Raw genomic sequence first — 19,167 nt, 5'->3', positions numbered from 1 at the left:
TTTCTTTTTATTATATAAAATGACGTGAAAAAACCCAATGTTTCTCCTTTGTATTTTTTACTAAAAAATCGATGGAATTACTGAAAAATGATTAATAAAAAAAGCGCTCGCTTGGAGCACTCTAAAAAAATTAGAAAATGTAGTGGGATGATATTAGAAGTTTTCTAATGCTCTTCCTGTCATTTGCTCTAATTTATGCGGAGGGCATACAGATACCGTTCCTTGAACAACCGTTTCTCCCTCTTCGTTTGTTCCTTGTACTTTTACGATGATTGTATGATTTTTCGAATCGATATCAATTATTTCGAATAAGAATTCCACTGTTGCGTAATGATACACTGGTTTTGGAAATTCCAGTTGTTGACCAACAACATGTGATCCAGGACCTGGCAAGTATTTCGAGATAGCAGATGTAATAATTCCATTAATCATTACAGTTGGCACGATTGGTTTTTTAAACGGAGTTTGTGACGCGTAATCGTGTTGAATGTATAGTGGATTGGCATCATTTGTTAATCCCAAATAGAGTAAAAGGTCTTTGTCTTCAATTTTCTCTGTTAACGATAGCTTTTCTCCAACGCTAATTTCTCCAATTTTTCGACCTAGCTTAATTTTTCTTCCTAACAACATGCCTAGCACCTCCATTATTTTGAAAACGGTTACAATTTATAATAAAAATAATTGTATATAAAATATCGAATTATCATTATGTTCTGTTATTTATAATTATATCATTTTTAGCATCCCCATTCAAAGAAAAATTATTTCATCAATACTATTCAATAAAAAAGTGCCGAGGGAGTTTTCTCCACTCGACACTAAATCATTGATTAAACTAATACCGCCATAACATTTCGAACAGACTGAGCTGATTTTTCTAGAGCTGCTTTTTCTTCTTCTGTTAATTCAAGTTCGATCACTTGTTCTAGTCCGTTTCCACCTAAAATGGTTGGAACTCCTAAATAAATACCTTCAAATCCGTATTCTCCTTCTAAGTAAGCAATAGCAGGAAGAACCCGACGTTGATCTTTCACAATCGCTTCTACCATTTCAACGAGGGACGCTGCTGGAGCGTAGTACGCACTCCCGTTACCTAATAAATTAACGATTTCTCCGCCACCTTTACGCGTCCGTTCAACAATCGCATCGAGGCGATCTTTCGGAATTAACTTTTCTAACGGGATACCACCAGCATAAGAGTAACGTACAAGTGGTACCATATCGTCACCGTGTCCACCTAAGACGAAACCAGTGATATCTTTTACAGAAAGATTTAGTTCTTGCGCAACAAATGTGCGGAAACGAGCTGTATCAAGAACACCAGATTGTCCGATAACACGGTTTTTCGGGAATCCAGATTCTTTATATACAGTGTATGTCATCGCATCAACAGGGTTTGTTAAAACGATAATATAACAATTAGGAGAATATTTAACTATTTGTTTTGTAACTTCTTTCATAATTTTTTGGTTTGTTTGTACTAAGTCATCCCGGCTCATACCTGGCTTACGCGCAATACCTGCTGTAATGACGACAATATCGGAGTCTTTCGTATCTTCGTAGTTAGAAGTTCCGATAATATTCGCATCGAACCCTAGTACTGGTCCAGCTTCAAGCATGTCAAGGGCTTTACCTTTTGTAGGTTTTTCCAATTGAGGAATATCCACAAGCACAACATCCCCTAGTTCTTTTTGAGCAAGTAAAAAGGCCGTTGTTGCTCCAGTAAATCCTGCACCAATGACTGAGATTTTTTTACGCTTCATTGCCATCTGTTACGTCCCCCTTTATTCTTTTCAACTTATGTAAGAGGCTTTCCAAATCGGTAAGCTCTCTTATTAATATTAACCCATATTTTCGATTAAAGCTGTGGCAAATTCGGAACATTTTACTTCCGTAGCGCCTTCCATTAAACGAGCAAAGTCATAAGTAACCACTTTAGAAGCAATTGTTTTTTCCATCGCTTCAATAATCAGTTGAGCAGCTTCATTCCATCCTAAATGTTCAAGCATAAGCACGCCAGAAAGGATCACAGAAGATGGGTTGACTTTATCTAAACCAGCATATTTTGGAGCGGTACCGTGTGTTGCTTCGAAAATAGCATGTCCAGTTTCATAGTTAATGTTTGCTCCTGGTGCGATACCGATACCACCAACTTGGGCCGCTAATGCGTCAGAAATATAGTCACCATTTAAGTTCATTGTGGCAACAACGTCAAACTCACGTGGACGTGTTAACACTTGCTGTAAGAAAATATCTGCAATAGCATCTTTTACGATAATTTTTCCTTGTGCTTCTGCTTCTGCTTGAGCCTTGTTTGCCGCTTCGACACCTTCCGCTTCTTTAATACGGTCGTATTGTGCCCATGTAAATACTTTATCTCCAAATTCTTCTTCAGCTAATTCGTAACCCCAATTTTTAAACGCACCTTCAGTAAATTTCATGATGTTCCCTTTATGTACAAGGGTGACTGATTTACGTCCTTCCTTAATCGCATAGTTTATAGCGGCACGAACGAGACGTTTTGTACCCTCTTCAGAAATTGGCTTAATACCAATACCAGATGTTTCTGGGAAGCGAATTTTCTTCACGCCCATTTCATTTTGTAAAAAATCAATAACTTTCTTTACTTCTTCCGTTCCTTTCGCATATTCAATACCGGCATAAATATCTTCTGTATTTTCACGGAAAATGACCATATCTGTATCTTGTGGACGTTTCACTGGAGAAGGAACACCTTCAAAGTAACGAACTGGACGTAAGCACACAAACAAGTCAAGTTCTTGACGAAGCGCAACGTTTAATGAACGAATACCTCCACCAACTGGTGTAGTAAGTGGACCTTTAATCGCAAGTAAATATTCACGAATCGTATCCAATGTTTCTTGTGGTAGCCATTCACCTGTTTTTTTATATGCTTTTTCACCTGCGTAGACTTCTTTCCAAACAATTTTGCGTTCGCCATTGTACGCTTTTTCTACTGCAGCGTCAAGAACACGGGAAGCTGCTGCCCAAATGTCAGGACCTGTTCCGTCTCCTTCAATAAATGGAATAATCGGATCATTTGGTACGTTTAATACTCCATTTTCTACAGTGATTTTTTGACCTTGTGACATGCTATTCCCTCCAATTTCAATATCAAAGGTTAGAAAGCATGACGCCTCTAACCTTTATTCAATAACTATTGAATCAATATTTTTAATATTTGTAAATAGAGGATTATCCACGCTGTTCAATTGGTACGTATTGTTGCTTACCAGGACCTGTGTATTCAGCACGCGGACGGATGAGACGATTGTTTGCATATTGCTCTAAAATATGAGCTAACCATCCGGATACGCGGCTTACGGCAAAAATTGGGGTAAATAGATCATGATCGATTCCTAGGCTATGGTACACAGACGCAGAATAGAAATCGACGTTAGGTGGTAAGCCTTTTTCAGATGTAACAATTTCTTCAATTTTTGTAGACATGTCATACCAATGAGGTTCACCTGTAAGTTTCGTCAGTTTTTCAGACATTTTACGTAAATGTTTTGCACGAGGATCACCTTTACGATAAACGCGATGGCCAAAGCCCATAATTTTTTCTTTATTGTTCAACTTGTTGTGAATATATGGTTCTACATTTTCGATAGATCCAATTTCTGTTAACATTTTCATTACTTGCTCGTTAGCACCACCATGTAAAGGTCCTTTTAGAGCACCGATGGCCGATGTAATACCTGAATACACGTCGGAAAGGGTCGCAACACAAACACGAGCCGTAAATGTAGACGCATTTAATTCATGATCGGCATGTAAAACAAGCGCTTTGTTAAACGCTTCCACCGCAATTTCATCAGGTTCGTTTCCAGTAAGCATATACAAGAAATTAGCCGCAAAACTTAAATCTTTTCGTGGAGCTACCGGTTCTAACCCTTTGCGAATACGAGAAAACGCAGTAACAATTGTTGGTATTTTTGCTTGTAAACGAATCGCTTTACGATAGTTCGCTTCTTCTGTCATTTCGTCCGCTTCAGGGTCAAATAATCCTAATAAAGAAACCGCTGTGCGAAGAGCTGCCATTGGGTGAACTTGTTTAATTGGATATGTTTTAAAGTGGTCTAGAACTTCTTTCGGTAATTCCGCATTTTCTGCCAAATCTTTTTTAATCTCATCCAATTCAGCTTTTGTTGGTAGACGACGATGCCAAAGCAAATAAATAACCTCTTCAAAGCTTGCGTGTTCTGCTAAATCATCAATGTTGTACCCAACATATGTAAGGGTGTCATCAATAATGGAGCTAATTGAAGATGTTGTCGCTACAATGCCTTCAAGACCGCGAGTAGCTGTCATAAACCATCTCTCCTTTGCCTTTATAATTTCCCTATCACTCATGAAACTATGAGTGGGTGTAAAAAGCTTTTCCAAACGACAAGCGAGCGCTTGTTCAACACTGCTACAGTTTGCTTGTCCAAATCGTTTTACAAATGAAGGATAAAATTGGGATGCGCTTACATTCTTATTATAAACAATTATCAGACTTTTGTGAATCCAAACAACTTAAAATATTTAAAAAATATTTTTTTAGAAAAACATATAAAAACAGTGGAGGCTGGAAATCATGTTGAGGAAGTGAAAAAATATCTTGATAATTGAATCTCCAATTCGTTTGATTCGTAGAGTAGATTAGTACTTTTTTTTAGAAGAGAGGACACGTAAAATTAAAGTATAACCTTGATATAGGAGGGAAAATGATTGAACATTGTCTACATAAATCGCACTATTCGATTTTTACTCGTTGTCGGCATCGTCTTTTTTGGCGGATGGGCATTGATTGAATTGTCAAAGCTGACATATCCATTTATTATTGCTATTTTAATTGCATTAATGATTAATCCACTCGTGAACTTATTAGAGAAAAAAGCAAAAATGCCAAGAGGAATTGCTGTTTTTATTGCATTGGTCATTATTATCGGGGTGTTGATAGGGCTAATTACGCTTCTAATCGCTGAAATTGTGTCAGGAGCTGACTATTTAGCACAAATCGTCCCAAAACATTTTGCCACATTGATTGAATATGGAGAGCAGTTAATTACCGCACAAGTCATTCCGTTTTATAATTACGCTTCAAGCTTTTTTAATAATTTAGACGCTAGCCAGCAAGAAACGATTATAGAGAATATCCAAAACACAGGTGAAAAAATCGCCTCAAGCGTTGGAACGTTTATTCAATCCTTTTTTCAAAAGTTACCTATTTTAATTTCATGGATTCCAAACGTGGCGACCGTCCTAGTCTTCTCTATGTTGGCTACATTCTTTATTAGCAAAGATTGGGACCGCTTGAAAAATCTATTCGTCCGTTGGTTACCAGAAAAAGCTCAATTGAGTGGGCGGACCGTATTTAATGATTTAAAGAAAGCGTTAGTTGGTTTCATCCGTGCTCAATTGACATTGATTTCAATCACAACTGTCATCGTATTGATCGGTTTGTTAATTTTGCGAGTAGATTATGCGATTACCATTTCCTTAATTATCGGAGTGGTCGATATTCTACCTTATTTAGGAACAGGGGCCATTTTTGTCCCTTGGATTATTTATGAAATCGTAACAGGTAATATTGGTTTAGGAATCGGATTAGGAGTTCTTTATTTGGTCGTCGTTGTTCAGCGTCAATTTATGGAACCTAAAATTTTATCATCAAGCATCGGGCTCGATCCACTCGCTACGCTGGTCGCCTTATTTGTTGGCTTTAAGCTTGTTGGATTTTTAGGACTCATTTTAGGGCCTGTCGCTTTAGTGGTACTATCCGCACTAAATCGAGCGAATGTGTTTCGTGATGTATGGAATTTTATTATGGGACCAAAAACAAACTAACAACTAAAAAGAGCTGACCCGGTTAAGCAGTCAGCTCTTTTTAGTTACCGCAGTATAATGATATTCCCTTTGTCAATCCATTTTCGAAACAAGCGATAAACGAGAGGTTTGAACCATCGACGTGTGTATGGGAAAAGGAATAAAAATCCGAGTGTATCAGTAATAAACCCGGGCGTAAGTAACACCGTACCTCCAACAAGAACAAATAATCCGTCGATGATTGCTTCACTTGGTACTCGACCGTATTGTAGTTCTTTTTTCGCTTGGTTCAAAATATCTAATCCTTGTTTTTTAGCTAAATAGGCACCTAATACCCCTGTGAAAATAATGAGAAACACCGTTGGTAATACTCCTAACACTTTTCCTGAATATAGAAGCAGCCCAATTTCTAAGGCAGGCATAACAATTAATAATAAAATCAAGTATCTCATTCGAAAAATCGATCCCCCATCTTTTTTATTATGTGAAAGTATATCATATTTTTATCTAAAAGTATGTACCAAAGGTTATACAACATTTTACTTGACACCTTTCCCTTATACTTTCTACTATCATCGGTTTCTATCCATTTCTTATCATATGAGTACACAATATTTTTAATTGGCTCAGTTAAATGATACTGTTGATATGTATACATTACGCTTGTGGCGGACGCTTTCCGCGGGCAAGCCGCAAGCCGCAAGCCGCTTCCCTCGCTACGCTCAAGTAAGGGTCTTGCTTGTCTTATTGTTCCCGCTGGAGTCGCCGCCGTGTGAACAACTTGCTAAAAATCAACAATGAAACATAACATAGCCTTTTAATAAAAAAAGACCAACTCTCCCTAAAAAACAGGAAAAGTCAGTCTTACCATCAATTAAAGCACGCTGGCATGTCCATTGTAAATAACACCTTGAGCAGCATCGACGGTAATTTCTTGTCCGTCTTTTAACATACCAACCGCATTTTCTACACCAACGATGACAGGAATGCCTAAGTTAATACCGACCACAGCGGCATGACTTGTTAATCCGCCTTCTTCAGTAATTACTGCACTACATTTTTCGATCGCAGGAATCATTTCTTTATCTGTTCCTAAAGTGACAAGAACAGATCCTTCTGTCACTTTTTGTAATGCTTCTTCAGCCGTTTTAGCAATAACTACTTTCCCGTATGCGGAACGGCGACCAATTCCTTGACCTTTAGCTAAAATATCGCCAACGACGTGAATTTTCATTAAGTTCGTTGTACCAGTTTCACCAACAGGAACACCTGCTGTAATAACGACAATGTCTCCGTGAGAAACGATACCGCTATTTAAGCTTTCATGAACAGCCATCTCAAGCATTTCGTCTGTGGTATCTACTCGCTTACCTAATTGTGGATACACTCCCCATACAAGGGCAAGACGACGTGAAACTGATTCGTCAGATGTAACTGCAACAATCGGGGCTTTCGGACGATATTTAGAAATGACTTTAGCTGTATGGCCGCTTTCCGTCGGTGTCACAATCGCATTCACATCTAAGTTTAAAGCTGTATGTGCAACCGATTGTCCAATCGCATCTGTCATGGTGTGGTTACATTTTTTTGTACGATTAGAAAGTTCTTTTCGGTAATCTAACGCTTGTTCTGCACGAGAAGCAATATTATGCATTGTTTGTACTGCTTCTACTGGATATAAACCAGCTGCAGTTTCTCCAGAAAGCATAATAGCATCAGTTCCGTCAAAAATTGCATTGGCAACGTCACTTGCTTCGGCACGAGTCGGACGTGGATTGCGTTGCATTGAATCAAGCATTTGTGTAGCCGTTATAACAGGTTTTCCAAGTTCATTACATTTTTTAATCAATGCTTTTTGCACAAGCGGTACTTCCTCAGCCGGAATTTCTACTCCCAAGTCCCCACGCGCAACCATTAAGCCGTCTGACACTTCTAAAATTTCGTCGATGTTGTCAACGCCTTCTTGATTCTCAATCTTTGGAATAATTTGAATGTGTGTTGCATGATGTTTTTCAAGTAATTCACGAATTTCTAATACGTCAGATGCTCGACGAACAAAAGATGCAGCGATAAAATCAATACCTTGTTCGATACCGAACACAATATCGTTCGCATCTTTTTCTGTAATACCAGGAAGTTTGACGGAAACTCCAGGTACATTCACACCTTTTTTATTTTTTAATGTTCCGCTATTTAATACTTTCGTATGAATTTCACCGTTTTCTTTATCAATTTGAGTGACTTCTAACCCGATTAATCCGTCGTCTAATAATATTTTTGAACCAACTTCTACATCATCAATTAAACCTGGATAGGTGATCGAGAATTTTTCTGGTGTTCCAACAACTTCTTTCATGGAGACGATGACATTAGTACCTTCTTTTAATTCAATCGCTCCGTTTTCCATCGTATGTGTACGAATTTCTGGACCTTTTGTATCAAGTAAAATCCCTACTGTTTTCCCGGTGATTTTTGCTGCTTCGCGAATGTTTTTAATCCGTTGTCCATGTTCTTCATAGTCTCCGTGAGAGAAGTTAAGACGAGCGACGTTCATACCCGCTTCCATTAGTTGTACTAACTTCTCAACACTTTCACTTGCAGGACCAATGGTACAAACAATTTTTGTTTTTCTCATGCGTATAAAACCTCCATTGTTATATACGATTAGATCGAAAGTTCTTTTGATAATTCATACATTTTGAGATCCAATTGATGTGGCATGTCAAATAATTCAAGAATATCGTAATCAACAAGCTTATTGTTGACGATTCCAACAGCCCGGCCACCTTTTCCTTCCAATAACAATTCTACTGCACGTGCTCCTAAACGGCTAGCTAATACTCGGTCGAAGGCAGTTGGAGAACCCCCACGTTGAATATGCCCTAATACAGAGACACGCGTTTCCATATTTGTCGCATCTTTTAATTTTTGAGCAAACTCAGTACCGCTCATAACTCCTTCAGCAACAACAATAATACTATGTTTCTTGCCACGTTCTTGTCCTTTTCGAAGGCGTTCGACAATTTCGTCGATGTTGAATGGATCTTCTGGAATTAAAATCGTTTCTGCTCCACCGGCAAGCCCAGACCATAGCGCAATATCACCAGCGTCCCGTCCCATTACTTCAATGACGAACGTCCGCTCATGACTCGTTGCTGTATCGCGAATTTTGTCAATCGCTTCAATCACGGTATTTAACGCTGTGTCAAAACCAATCGTAAAATCTGTTCCTGGGATGTCATTATCGATAGTTCCTGGAATACCGACACATGGGAAGCCTTGTTCTGTTAGTTTTTGAGCTCCACGGTATGAACCGTCTCCGCCAATAACAACAAGCCCTTCGATTCCAAATTTTTTCAATTGTTCAATCCCTTTTGCTTGTCCTTCTTTTGTTTTAAATTCTTCACAACGTGCTGAACGTAAAATCGTGCCGCCACGATGAATAATATCTCCTACTGAACCGAGTTCCAATTTCTTAATATTTCCATTAATTAATCCATTATACCCTTGATACACACCGTATACTTCTAATCCATGGTAAATCGCTTTTCGAACAACTGCTCGAACAGCTGCATTCATACCAGGTGCGTCGCCACCGCTCGTTAAAACACCAATTCGTTTCATTTGAAGATCCCTCCAACAATTTGTTAACTCTTTCACATGTATTGTGCTTAAACTTATTTAAGCGTATGACAAATATGAGACATTTGAAGGAAGACGTATCAGATGTAAAAAAGTTCTAGTATTACTATGTACGTCATTTCCTAAATTTAACAGTATCTATCAGGAATTCATGCCCCTTTTTTTATATACACTTCAAGCATTTCTAACATAACATGAAGAGAAATGTATCTCAACTGAGTTAAAAAAAGACGAAATTATTAGGTAACTGAAAGCGTTTTAAATTTGTCTAAATTTTTTCAAAAAAGGAACAGCTGACCCAATGAGGTGTTGAGTCAGCTGTGGTTTCATTATGATTTCACTTCTTCCAATGTTTGGATTGTTGTATATTTACCAATTTGTTTATACTTATCGTATCGATGAGCAACTAATTCGTCTTCGCTTAACTGCATCAATTGTTGAAGCGATGTTTTTAAGACTTTGTCGATTTCTTCCGCTTGAGCTTTCACATCTTGATGAGCTCCTCCACGTACTTCTGGAATGATTTCATCAATAATGCCAAGTTCTTTTAAGTCTGGAGCCGTAATTTTCATCGTTTCTGCCGCCCGTTTTGCTAAAGAGGAATCCTTCCAAAGAAGCGCTGCTGCACCTTCAGGAGAAATAACAGAGTAAGTTGAGTTTTCAAGCATGTGAATATGGTTTCCAACTCCTAATGCCAGCGCTCCACCACTTCCACCTTCACCGATGACAATACATACAATCGGTACTTTCAAACCAGCCATTTCAAACAGATTTCTAGCAATAGCTTCACTTTGGCCACGCTCTTCAGCAGCCTTCCCAGGATACGCCCCTTTTGTATCTATAAAACAAATAATCGGACGTGAAAACTTTTCAGCTTGTTTCATGAGGCGTAACGCTTTTCGATAGCCTTCTGGATGAGGCATACCGAAATTTCGACGAATGTTTTCTTTCGTATCTTTTCCGCGTTGATGTCCGATGACCGTAACCGGTAACCCGTGGTATTTCGCAATTCCACCGACAATGGCTTCATCATCACCGTATAAACGATCCCCATGCAATTCCATAAAATCAGTAAATAAATAAGAAATATAATCTAACGTTGTAGGTCGTTGTGGATGTCGAGCAATTTGTACTCGATCCCACGGCTTCATATTTTCGTATATTTCTTTTTCTAAATTTTCAAGTCTTGCCTCTAATTTTTCAATTTCAGATGACAAATCCACGTCAGAGGTTTTCGTGAATTCTTTTAGTTCGGCAATTTTTTGGCGCAGTTCAACGACCGGACGTTCAAATTCTAACGTGTTTACCATCCGCCCTCACCTCCAGCATGGTGGATGTCTAAGACTGTTGTTAACTTGTCCTTTAATTCTAGACGGGAAATCACCGCATCTAATTGACCGTGTTTTAATAAAAACTCGGCCGTTTGGAAATCTTCAGGAAGCTCCTCGCGAATCGTTTGTTCAATGATTCGACGTCCAGCAAAGCCAATCAATGCACCGGGCTCAGCAAAGTTATAATCTCCTAGGGACGCAAAACTTGCTGATACCCCACCAGTTGTCGGATGAGTCATCACGGAAATAATGAGTCCACCTTTTTCACTAAACGCTTTTAATGCAGCGCTCGTTTTAGCCATTTGCATTAAGGATAAAACTCCTTCTTGCATCCGTGCGCCACCGGAAGCAGTAAAAATAATGAAAGGTAATGATCGTTCCATCGCTAATTCAATTGCTCTTGTGATCTTTTCGCCTACGACCGAACCCATACTTCCCATTCGGAAACTTGAATCCATAATCGCAATGACCACTTCAAAGCCATTAATTTTTCCGATTCCAGTGACAACAGCTTCATTTAATTTAGATTTTTGACGGTCCTTTTCTAGTTTTTCTAAGTAGTCAGGGAACTGGAGCGGGTTTGTAGAAACCATGTTTTGATCAAATTCTTGAAATGATCCTTCGTCAAGTAAGCTTTGAATACGTTCATGGGCATTCATTTGGTGATGATACCCACAATGCGAGCATACTTTTAAATTTTTTTCAAGCTCTTTTGTATACATAATTTTTTTACATTGTGGACATTTTGTCATAATTCCTTCAGGCACATCTTGTTTGGCTGCTTCTGAAGGGATGGTGGCGTATTTCTTTTTCTTATTCTTCGCAAATAATTCCTTTAACAATGATGACCCTCCCTTACGTAAGGCATTCGACTTTCCTGTTAAAGATGTTTGTCTTAACCAATGTACTTTAAAATGCGTTAATTGTTTGTAATACGGTGTCGTTAAGCATCCGACAAATTGCGAATACGTCTATATTGCAAAATGACATCCTCTTCCGTCCCGTTTACAAGTGCTTGAATTAAATGTTGAAAAGATTCAACCGATATGTTTGTTTCTCGATTTAAAGGATGTACGTATTCATAAAGTATTGACCAAATTTTCATTAGTAAACGGTTGTCTAGTACTGAAAACAGTTTACGCCATAAATGTTCACCGTTTTCATTTTTGTCGGCATGCAAAAGTTCATTAAAAACGTCGGTATGGAAAGTAGCTTGACGCTTCATAAGCAATAAACACGCTTGTTCAACGGAAAAGAGTGTGTGTAAAATGTCTTCTTGCACTTTTCCGTCGGTTAAAATAAACGTACTTAACAGCTCAACGAGTCGATGATCTTTAAAATCCCGAATGAACGTACCTTCTCCTCTTCTTGTTTCAATTAATCCGAGCAATTCAAGGGAACGAAGCGCTTCTCGTACAGATGAACGTCCAACCCCTAAAGACTCACTCAATTCTCGTTCAGAAGGAAGACGGTCTCCTGGTTGCAGACCATCTTTTTGAATCATTTCACGGATACTTTCCACAATTTCAATATATACCTTTGATTGTGAGCGCGATGTATTCATTTTCATCACTCACTTTTTCCAATGACCGCCATTTCCATCGTCCGTTTTCGAATTTCTTCTGGATCAGCTTTTAAGCGTGCAACACCAGTTTCCATAGCTGCTTTAGCCACCGCAGCAGCAACAGCTGGTGCCACTCGTGGATCAAACGGAGCTGGAATGACGTAATCAGGGCTTAATTCATGCTCTTCAATAAGTCCGGCAATGGCTTCTACTGCCGCTACCTTCATTTTTTCATTAATGTGGGTCGCACGAACATCTAATGCCCCGCGGAAAATTCCAGGGAATGCAAGTACGTTATTTACTTGGTTTGGGAAGTCAGATCGACCTGTCCCGACTACTTTAGCTCCTGCTGCCTTTGCTTGTTCTGGCATAATTTCAGGAACCGGGTTTGCCATCGCAAAAATAATTGGGTCCCTATTCATTGAACGAACCATTTCTTCCGTTAAAGCACCCGCTACAGACACACCAATAAAGACATCTGCTCCTTTAATAACATCTGCTAAACTACCTGACAATCTATCTCTATTTGTAAACTTAGCTACTTCTGCTTTTACTTCGTTCATCCCATAAGGACGCCCTTCATAAATAGCACCTTTCGAATCGCACATAATAATGTCTCGAACACCATAACTATATAAAAGCTTTATAATGGCAATTCCTGCTGCGCCAGCCCCGTTAGCAACAACTTTAATTTCGGACATTTTTTTGCCAACAAGTTTCAAAGCATTCACAAGCCCCGCAACTGTTACAATCGCTGTACCATGCTGGTCATCATGGAAAATTGGAATGTTTGTTTCTTTCTTTAAACGTTCCTCAATAATGAAACAGTTTGGCGCGGCAATATCTTCTAAGTTTACTCCACCGAAAGTTGGTTCTAATAATTTTACCGTTTCGACAATTTTATCAACATCAGTCGTATTCAAACAAATCGGGAACGCATCTACTCCCGCAAAGCTTTTAAATAATACCGCTTTTCCTTCCATAACTGGCAGAGCGGCTTCAGGACCGATATTTCCTAATCCTAATACGGCAGTCCCGTCAGATACGACAGCAACCATATTTCCTTTCATCGTATAGTCATAAACCGTCTCCGGCTTATCGTAAATCACTTTACAAGGTTCAGCCACTCCAGGAGAGTATGCTAAACTCAAATCTTTCGCATTACGAACTTCCACCTTTGATTTTGATTCAAGTTTTCCTCTATGAACACGATGCATATGTAATGCTTCTTCACGTAATGTCATGGGTATACACTCCTTCAACAGTTCAGACTTCTTTTCCCTACCTAGTGGTCTGACCACATGAATCTCTTACAAATATAACATAATTCTAACAAATGTAAAGAATTTCTTCTTTGATTCTTACATTCACTTAATGAGCATCTTATTCCTTTTTTCTTTTGATCAGTGTTGTAATTCCAGCCTCTCTACTTTCGAAACACAACATTTTTCTCTCCTAAAAGATTTTTTAATTGGAGAAGGCAGTCGTTCGAATAAGAGACCCATTCTTTTCTTGATAATTGTATTATTTTCCCATTTTTTTCGTGATATATATATACCGGGAAAGTGCCAGGATAATTTTCAATGATGTTTTTTATTTGTAACCAGTCCGCCTGCTCATTCCGCTGTTTCTCTATTTTGATATACAATCCTTTTTTCAAATCACTCTCCATTTGTTTCGCTTCTTCCAGGTTGTACATTTGCTGGATAATCAATTGCTTTTTCAGTTGCCGGTCCTCGACTTTCCCTTTTACGAATACAACCTTTCCCTTTTGACATAATGAGGCATATTGACGATACACTCTCGGAAACAGAACCCCCTCGATTTCGCCCGTTTCATCACTTAATTGGACAAACGCCATCACGTCTCCTTTTTTTGTGCGAATCGTTTTCTGATCTGAAATATAAACACCTAGACGAACATCTGACCCTTCCGAAACATGAAAAATAGTTGTCGCACCTAACCGCTGGAACAAAGAAATATATGGAGATACGGGATGAGCAGTTAAATAAATACCCAATACTTCCTTTTCCGCCTTTAGCTTATCATCAAGCGACATGGGCTCTACTTCAACGTATTTAGGTTTTAAAAAGAGCGACTCGTCATCTTGAAATAAAGTAAAATGATCATCTGGTTTTACTAATTCAGCATGTTCGAGGGCAACATCGATGGTAGCCAATAACGTTGCCCGATCTTTTCCAAAATCATCAAAGCTACCTGATAACACGAGGGATTCTAAAACAGAGCGATTAATCGTTTTTAATGACACGCGTAAGCAAAAATCAAATAAATCTTCAAATGGCCTTTGCTGCCTACTACGTGCAATTTCTTTCCATACGGCTCCGCCGATTCCTTTGATGGCAGCTAAACTAAACCGAATTCCGTTATTCTCCACTTGAAAGACATAATGACTGTTGTTGACAGAAGGTGGCAAAATGGTTAAACCTTTCTGTTTCGCCTCTATCACGTATTGACTAATCTTTTGTTCATGTCCAATCACCGATGACAATAACGCCGCATAAAAAGCGAGTGGATAGTGTGTTTTTAAGTACGCCATTTGATAGGCAATCAAACTGTAGGCAACGGCATGACTGCGATTAAATCCGTAATTGGCAAAACGTACAATCAAGTCATAAACAGAGGTTGCTGTTGCTTGATCATACCCTTTCGCTAAGGCCCCTTCCACAAAGTGACTCCGTTCACGGTCAAGCACTTCTTTCTTTTTTTTGCTGACCGCACGCCGAAGTAAATCTGCTTCTCCTAATGAAAAACCGGCCATTTCGGCTGCGATTTCCATAATTTGCTCTTGGTACACTATCACACCGTACGTTGTATGTAAAATCTGATCAATATCTGGATGAATGGACGGTACGGCTTGACGGCCGTGTTTCCGTTGGATGTAGAGAGGAATTTGCTCCATCGGTCCAGGACGATACAACGAATTGACCGCCACAATATCTTCAAAATGCGTTGGTCGCAACTCACGTAATACGCGTCTCATCCCTTCTGATTCTAATTGGAAAATTCCTAACGTATCTCCACGGCTTAACAATTGGTACGTTTTTTCATCATCGAGTGGAATCGACCGAATATCGATACGTACTCCTTGTTCTTTTTGAATCATGTGCAAAATATGTTCAATGATTGACAAATTCCGCAGGCCTAAAAAATCCATTTTTAAAACTCCGAGCGTTTCTAACACATCCATTGAGTATTGCGTTAAATAAAAATCTTGTTGCCCTCGTTGAATCGGTACAATGTCTGTTAATGGTTCATCGGTAATGACCACTCCCGCTGCATGGGTTGACGTATGGCGCGGCAATCCTTCAAGCTTGACGGCCGTTTGGAAAAAGGTTTGATGAACGGGAGATGATTGAACAAATTGTTGGAGGGGAACAGATTCTTGATACGCCTCCTTTAAAGTAATACCCGTTCTGGACGGAATCATCTTAGACAATTGATCAATTTCTCTATTTTGAAAACCGAACACCTTTCCTAAATCTCGAATGACCGCTTTTGCCCCGAACGTACCAAATGTAATAATTTGGGCGACATGCATGCTTCCGTATTTTTGGACAACATAATTGATGATTTCTTCCCGACGATGATCTGGAAAGTCAATATCGATATCTGGCATCGTAATACGTTCCGGATTTAAAAACCGTTCAAAAAGCAAACCATACTTTAATGGATCGACATCGGTAATATGTAGTACATAAGCGACGAGCGAACCAGCTGCCGATCCCCGCCCGGGACCAGTTAAAATACCTTTTTTGCGTGCAAATTTCATAAAGTCCCAGACGATTAAAAAATAATCAGCAAACCCCATTTGCTCAATAACTTGTAGTTCATAGTTTAGCCGTGCTCGATGTTTTTCGGTGACTTCCGAATAACGATCGTTCAATCCTTGTTCACAAAGGGTACGCAAAAATGTACTAGCTGTTTGATTTGATGGCAATGGATATTTCGGCAAGTGGGGTTGATCAAACGAAAGTTCCACATGGCACTTTTGGGCAATTAAAACTGATTGTTCTAGAGCATCCACCTCATCTTGAAAGAGTTCGACCATTTCCTTTTTTGACTTAAGGTAATGGTTGGTATCTTCTAGTCGTTCATCTTCTTTTATCATACGTCCTTCTTTTATCGCCACAAGACATTCATACGTAAACGCGTCCTCCTTTGTTAAATAACGAACATCATTTGTAGCTACAAGTGGAATGGTTAACGAATGGGCTAACTCTTTTATTTGAGGAACTAACGTCCGTTCTTCTTTTTTGTTTAAATGTTGGAGTGCTAAATAAAACTGTGGAAAAATTCTTCGAAACGTTGCAGCGACTTTTATAGCCCCTTCCTGATCTCCTTGGAGAAGACATTGCTCAATCTCTCCTTCCATTCCTGGAGTGATAGCAATGATTCCATCCCGATACGCTTGCAACCACTTTAATCGGACGCCGGAGACCCCTTTAGTTCCGTAAGCACTTGATAGTTTAATTAAGTTTTTATATCCTTCGTTATTTTGTGCTAATAATACGAGAGGAAATGCTTTGTCTTCTTCGAGTACACTTTCCACATCAATCATTAAACCGATAATCGGCTTAATTCCATGGGCCATACATTCCTTGTAAAAAGGAATGGCCCCATACAAAACATTTCGGTCCGTAAGCGCTAAAGCTGAATAGTTTAGCTTTAGCGCTTGTTTTACAAGAGAGGAAATCGAAATTGTACTTGATAATAAACTGTAAGCGCTCATTACTTGTAAATGAACGAACGACACTCTCTTCACTTCCTTTTTTATGCTACTTTCATTATAGATTCCTTTTTATAAAAAAGAAATTATGTTCGCTTTTTGTACCGTCACATATTTTCTATGTTTGTCCCATATAGTGTATTAAAGCGTAATTTGATCATGAGAGGATGATCAGTTTGAATGAAGCGTTTTTTCCGACGTTTTTTAATAGTTATTTTATTGCATTAGGCGTTATTCTCGGAGGATCGATTATCGGTGGGCTAGCGGCCTTTTTAACGGGAGAACCTCCATTTACTCACATTTATCGTTTATCAAAGTTACTTCGCATCTGGGCGATTGTCGCAGCTATCGGTGGAACGTTCGATACGGTTTATCATATGGAACGAGGGTTAATCGAGGGAGAAACGAAAGACTTATTTAAACAATTTTTACTTATTCTTTCGGCACTAGGTGGTGCCCAAACCGGAGCCCTTATCATCAAATGGTTTACACAGGAGTACATTACCTCATGAGGGTATCGTCTTACCATCACCAACCGCACATGCAACGTTTTCTTGCCGGCGTTGCCTTAGGAGGGATGATTAGTTGGCTCATTTTTTTATTTATCTTCGGTTCGCTCCAAGAAAAACAAACGAAGTTAATTGATCAGCAACAAGAAGAAATTAAAGAATTAAAACATAGTATCTCCATTTGGCAGGAAGAGTTTATCGCGGTGAACAAAAAAAATAAAGAACTATTAAAAGTACAAGATATTAAAGTAAAAATTACGAACTTCCAAAGGTACGAAATTGAAGATAAGCATAGCATTTTCTTAACAGAAGAGGCGGTTAAAAAAGATTTACAAGTGTTACTAGCTAAAGATTTAGAAGTGGTGTTTAAAAACCGTGAATTGTTAAAGAAGACGATTGAAAATAAAACAATCAAAATAAACGAAAAACGATACCGTTTTGTCGTTAAGGAATTGTATTTTTTTACAACTATTTATGTGTATTTAGAACTCAGGCTTGCGGAGTAAAAAAAGAGGGATCCAAAAAATATCCCTCTTTTGTACTTCAGTTATTGATGTGGGTCGCAAACATCTAAAATATCTTTTTTAACGCTTTCAACTTCCTCCCAAGAATAAACGGAGGCACCAGCTGCTAAAGGATGTCCCCCACCATGATATTTTTTGGCAATTTCATTAATAATTGGACCTTTGGAACGTAAGCGGACGCGAATTTGGTCTTCCTCCTCCACGAAGAAACACCATGCTTTAATTCCTTTTACGTTTCCTAAAATACTAACAATTTGGGAGGCCTCAGAAGGAGTGACTTGAAACTCCTCGAGCAAATCTTTTTTCATCGTAACAAAAGCAGCTCCATTTTCGTACATTTGGAAATTTTGCAGTACGTATCCTTGTAATTTAACGACTTTTTCTTCTAATTCATATAGTTGGTTATACAATTCATTTCGGTCAAAGGAATAGTTCACTAATTCACCGGCATACCGAAACGTTTTTTCTGTCGTACTTGGATATAAGAAACGCCCTGTATCCCCAACAATCCCAGCGTATAACAGGCGTGCTGCCTCGTCTGTTATTTTCAATCCTTTATCTTTTCCAAACAAATAAAATTCATAAATCATTTCACTCGTTGAACTAGCCGACGTCTCTACCCAATTAACATCCCCATATGGATCTTCATTTGGATGGTGGTCGATTTTTATCACCTGTTTACCTAATCGATATCGCTCATCGTCGATTCGTTCTTTATTCGCCGTATCGCAAATAATTATTAAGGCATTTTCAAATTGTTGATCATCAACTTGGTCTACCTTCCGGAGAAATTGTAATGATGGGTCATCTTCGCCTACGGCAAAAATTTGTTTTTCCGGAAACGATGCTTGTAAAATTTCCACTAGTCCTCCTTGCGAACCGTATGCATCCGGGTCAGGGCGGACGTGGCGATGAACGATGATGGTTTCATAGGATTGAATTAATTGTAAAATCGTCTCTTTCATATTGGTTGACTCCTTTTCTATATATCTTTATTGGCATTTTTCTTCTAATG

16 protein-coding genes are annotated in these 19,167 nt (G+C 38.8%); 3 read left to right on the top strand and 13 right to left on the bottom strand.

The features are described 5' to 3' along the window. Positions 1–153 precede the first annotated feature (153 nt). The 4 genes from ABES52_RS09460 to citZ all read right to left on the bottom strand — a co-directional run bounded on the left by ABES52_RS09460 (position 154) and on the right by citZ (position 4,335). Entirely contained in the window at positions 154–630 is a 477-nt protein-coding gene (locus ABES52_RS09460) for a MaoC/PaaZ C-terminal domain-containing protein (protein WP_429650913.1), read from the bottom strand. 200 nt (positions 631–830) lie between these two features. Continuing rightward, a complete protein-coding gene (mdh, locus tag ABES52_RS09455; protein ID WP_429650912.1) occupies positions 831–1,769 on the bottom strand; it encodes a malate dehydrogenase in 939 nt (312 codons plus the stop codon). Between the two features lie 72 nt (positions 1,770–1,841). Then, a complete protein-coding gene (gene icd / locus ABES52_RS09450) occupies positions 1,842–3,113 on the bottom strand; it encodes an NADP-dependent isocitrate dehydrogenase (RefSeq protein ID WP_429650911.1) in 1,272 nt (423 codons plus the stop codon). 103 nt (positions 3,114–3,216) lie between these two features. Next, complete coding sequence (gene citZ / locus ABES52_RS09445; RefSeq protein WP_429650910.1) at positions 3,217–4,335, bottom strand: citrate synthase; 1,119 nt, start codon at positions 4,333–4,335, stop codon at positions 3,217–3,219. A 402-nt stretch (positions 4,336–4,737) separates the two neighbouring features. Between citZ and ytvI the strand changes: the two genes are divergently transcribed. Then, positions 4,738–5,856, top strand: coding sequence for a sporulation integral membrane protein YtvI (gene ytvI / locus ABES52_RS09440; protein WP_429650909.1), 1,119 nt, complete (start codon positions 4,738–4,740; stop codon positions 5,854–5,856). A 44-nt stretch (positions 5,857–5,900) separates the two neighbouring features. Here the strand turns inward: ytvI and ABES52_RS09435 are convergent, their stop codons facing one another. The 8 genes from ABES52_RS09435 to dnaE all read right to left on the bottom strand — a co-directional run bounded on the left by ABES52_RS09435 (position 5,901) and on the right by dnaE (position 17,146). Next, positions 5,901–6,287, bottom strand: coding sequence for an FxsA family protein (locus ABES52_RS09435; RefSeq protein ID WP_429650908.1), 387 nt, complete (start codon positions 6,285–6,287; stop codon positions 5,901–5,903). Positions 6,288–6,709: 422 nt separating this feature from the next. Then, positions 6,710–8,470 carry a pyruvate kinase gene (pyk, locus tag ABES52_RS09430; protein ID WP_429650907.1) on the bottom strand — a complete coding sequence of 587 codons (1,761 nt, stop codon included), beginning with the start codon at positions 8,468–8,470 and terminating at the stop codon, positions 6,710–6,712. A 29-nt stretch (positions 8,471–8,499) separates the two neighbouring features. Further along, positions 8,500–9,459 (bottom strand): 6-phosphofructokinase, encoded by a 960-nt coding sequence (pfkA, locus tag ABES52_RS09425; RefSeq protein WP_429650906.1) that lies wholly within the window; start codon positions 9,457–9,459, stop codon positions 8,500–8,502. A gap of 347 nt (positions 9,460–9,806) precedes the next feature. Continuing rightward, positions 9,807–10,787 carry an acetyl-CoA carboxylase carboxyl transferase subunit alpha gene (gene accA / locus ABES52_RS09420; protein ID WP_429650905.1) on the bottom strand — a complete coding sequence of 327 codons (981 nt, stop codon included), beginning with the start codon at positions 10,785–10,787 and terminating at the stop codon, positions 9,807–9,809. After that, positions 10,781–11,650, bottom strand: a complete 870-nt coding sequence (gene accD, locus ABES52_RS09415) for an acetyl-CoA carboxylase, carboxyltransferase subunit beta (protein WP_429650904.1) — start codon at positions 11,648–11,650, stop codon at positions 10,781–10,783. The genes accA and accD overlap by 7 nt, the downstream gene beginning before the upstream one ends. Positions 11,651–11,751: 101 nt before the next feature. Then, positions 11,752–12,378 (bottom strand): FadR/GntR family transcriptional regulator, encoded by a 627-nt coding sequence (locus ABES52_RS09410; RefSeq protein WP_429650903.1) that lies wholly within the window; start codon positions 12,376–12,378, stop codon positions 11,752–11,754. After that, complete coding sequence (gene ystJ / locus ABES52_RS09405; protein WP_429650902.1) at positions 12,378–13,616, bottom strand: NADP-dependent malic enzyme; 1,239 nt, start codon at positions 13,614–13,616, stop codon at positions 12,378–12,380. Before ystJ ends, ABES52_RS09410 begins: the two co-directional genes overlap by 1 nt. A gap of 182 nt (positions 13,617–13,798) precedes the next feature. Continuing rightward, positions 13,799–17,146, bottom strand: coding sequence for a DNA polymerase III subunit alpha (gene dnaE, locus ABES52_RS09400; RefSeq protein WP_429650901.1), 3,348 nt, complete (start codon positions 17,144–17,146; stop codon positions 13,799–13,801). 140 nt (positions 17,147–17,286) lie between these two features. Between dnaE and ytrH the strand changes: the two genes are divergently transcribed. Together ytrH and ytrI are read left to right on the top strand one after the other, a co-directional pair. After that, entirely contained in the window at positions 17,287–17,631 is a 345-nt protein-coding gene (gene ytrH / locus ABES52_RS09395) for a sporulation membrane protein YtrH (RefSeq protein ID WP_429650900.1), read from the top strand. Continuing rightward, positions 17,628–18,134 carry a sporulation membrane protein YtrI gene (gene ytrI / locus ABES52_RS09390; protein ID WP_429650899.1) on the top strand — a complete coding sequence of 169 codons (507 nt, stop codon included), beginning with the start codon at positions 17,628–17,630 and terminating at the stop codon, positions 18,132–18,134. The genes ytrH and ytrI overlap by 4 nt, the downstream gene beginning before the upstream one ends. Positions 18,135–18,175: 41 nt before the next feature. On the opposite strand, the gene ABES52_RS09385 is transcribed toward ytrI, so the two are convergent. Further along, complete coding sequence (locus ABES52_RS09385; protein WP_429650898.1) at positions 18,176–19,117, bottom strand: DHH family phosphoesterase; 942 nt, start codon at positions 19,115–19,117, stop codon at positions 18,176–18,178. Positions 19,118–19,167: the final 50 nt, after the last annotated feature.

It is taken from the genome of Aeribacillus pallidus (genome assembly GCF_050478865.1).
Classification (GTDB): domain Bacteria; phylum Bacillota; class Bacilli; order Bacillales; family JACDOC01; genus JACDOC01.
This window is presented reverse-complemented; position numbering and strand designations above follow the sequence as displayed.

Coding starts and splice junctions, on each gene's coding strand:
- ABES52_RS09460 (WP_429650913.1), bottom strand. CDS start 630: ATGTTGTTAGGAAGAAAAATTAAGCTAGGTCGAAAAATTGGAGAAATT.
- mdh (WP_429650912.1), bottom strand. CDS start 1,769: ATGGCAATGAAGCGTAAAAAAATCTCAGTCATTGGTGCAGGATTTACT.
- icd (WP_429650911.1), bottom strand. CDS start 3,113: ATGTCACAAGGTCAAAAAATCACTGTAGAAAATGGAGTATTAAACGTA.
- citZ (WP_429650910.1), bottom strand. CDS start 4,335: ATGACAGCTACTCGCGGTCTTGAAGGCATTGTAGCGACAACATCTTCA.
- ABES52_RS09435 (WP_429650908.1), bottom strand. CDS start 6,287: ATGAGATACTTGATTTTATTATTAATTGTTATGCCTGCCTTAGAAATT.
- pyk (WP_429650907.1), bottom strand. CDS start 8,470: ATGAGAAAAACAAAAATTGTTTGTACCATTGGTCCTGCAAGTGAAAGT.
- pfkA (WP_429650906.1), bottom strand. CDS start 9,459: ATGAAACGAATTGGTGTTTTAACGAGCGGTGGCGACGCACCTGGTATG.
- accA (WP_429650905.1), bottom strand. CDS start 10,787: ATGGTAAACACGTTAGAATTTGAACGTCCGGTCGTTGAACTGCGCCAA.
- ABES52_RS09410 (WP_429650903.1), bottom strand. CDS start 12,378: ATGAAAATGAATACATCGCGCTCACAATCAAAGGTATATATTGAAATT.
- ystJ (WP_429650902.1), bottom strand. CDS start 13,616: ATGACATTACGTGAAGAAGCATTACATATGCATCGTGTTCATAGAGGA.
- ytrH (WP_429650900.1), top strand. CDS start 17,287: ATGATCAGTTTGAATGAAGCGTTTTTTCCGACGTTTTTTAATAGTTAT.
- ytrI (WP_429650899.1), top strand. CDS start 17,628: ATGAGGGTATCGTCTTACCATCACCAACCGCACATGCAACGTTTTCTT.
- ABES52_RS09385 (WP_429650898.1), bottom strand. CDS start 19,117: ATGAAAGAGACGATTTTACAATTAATTCAATCCTATGAAACCATCATC.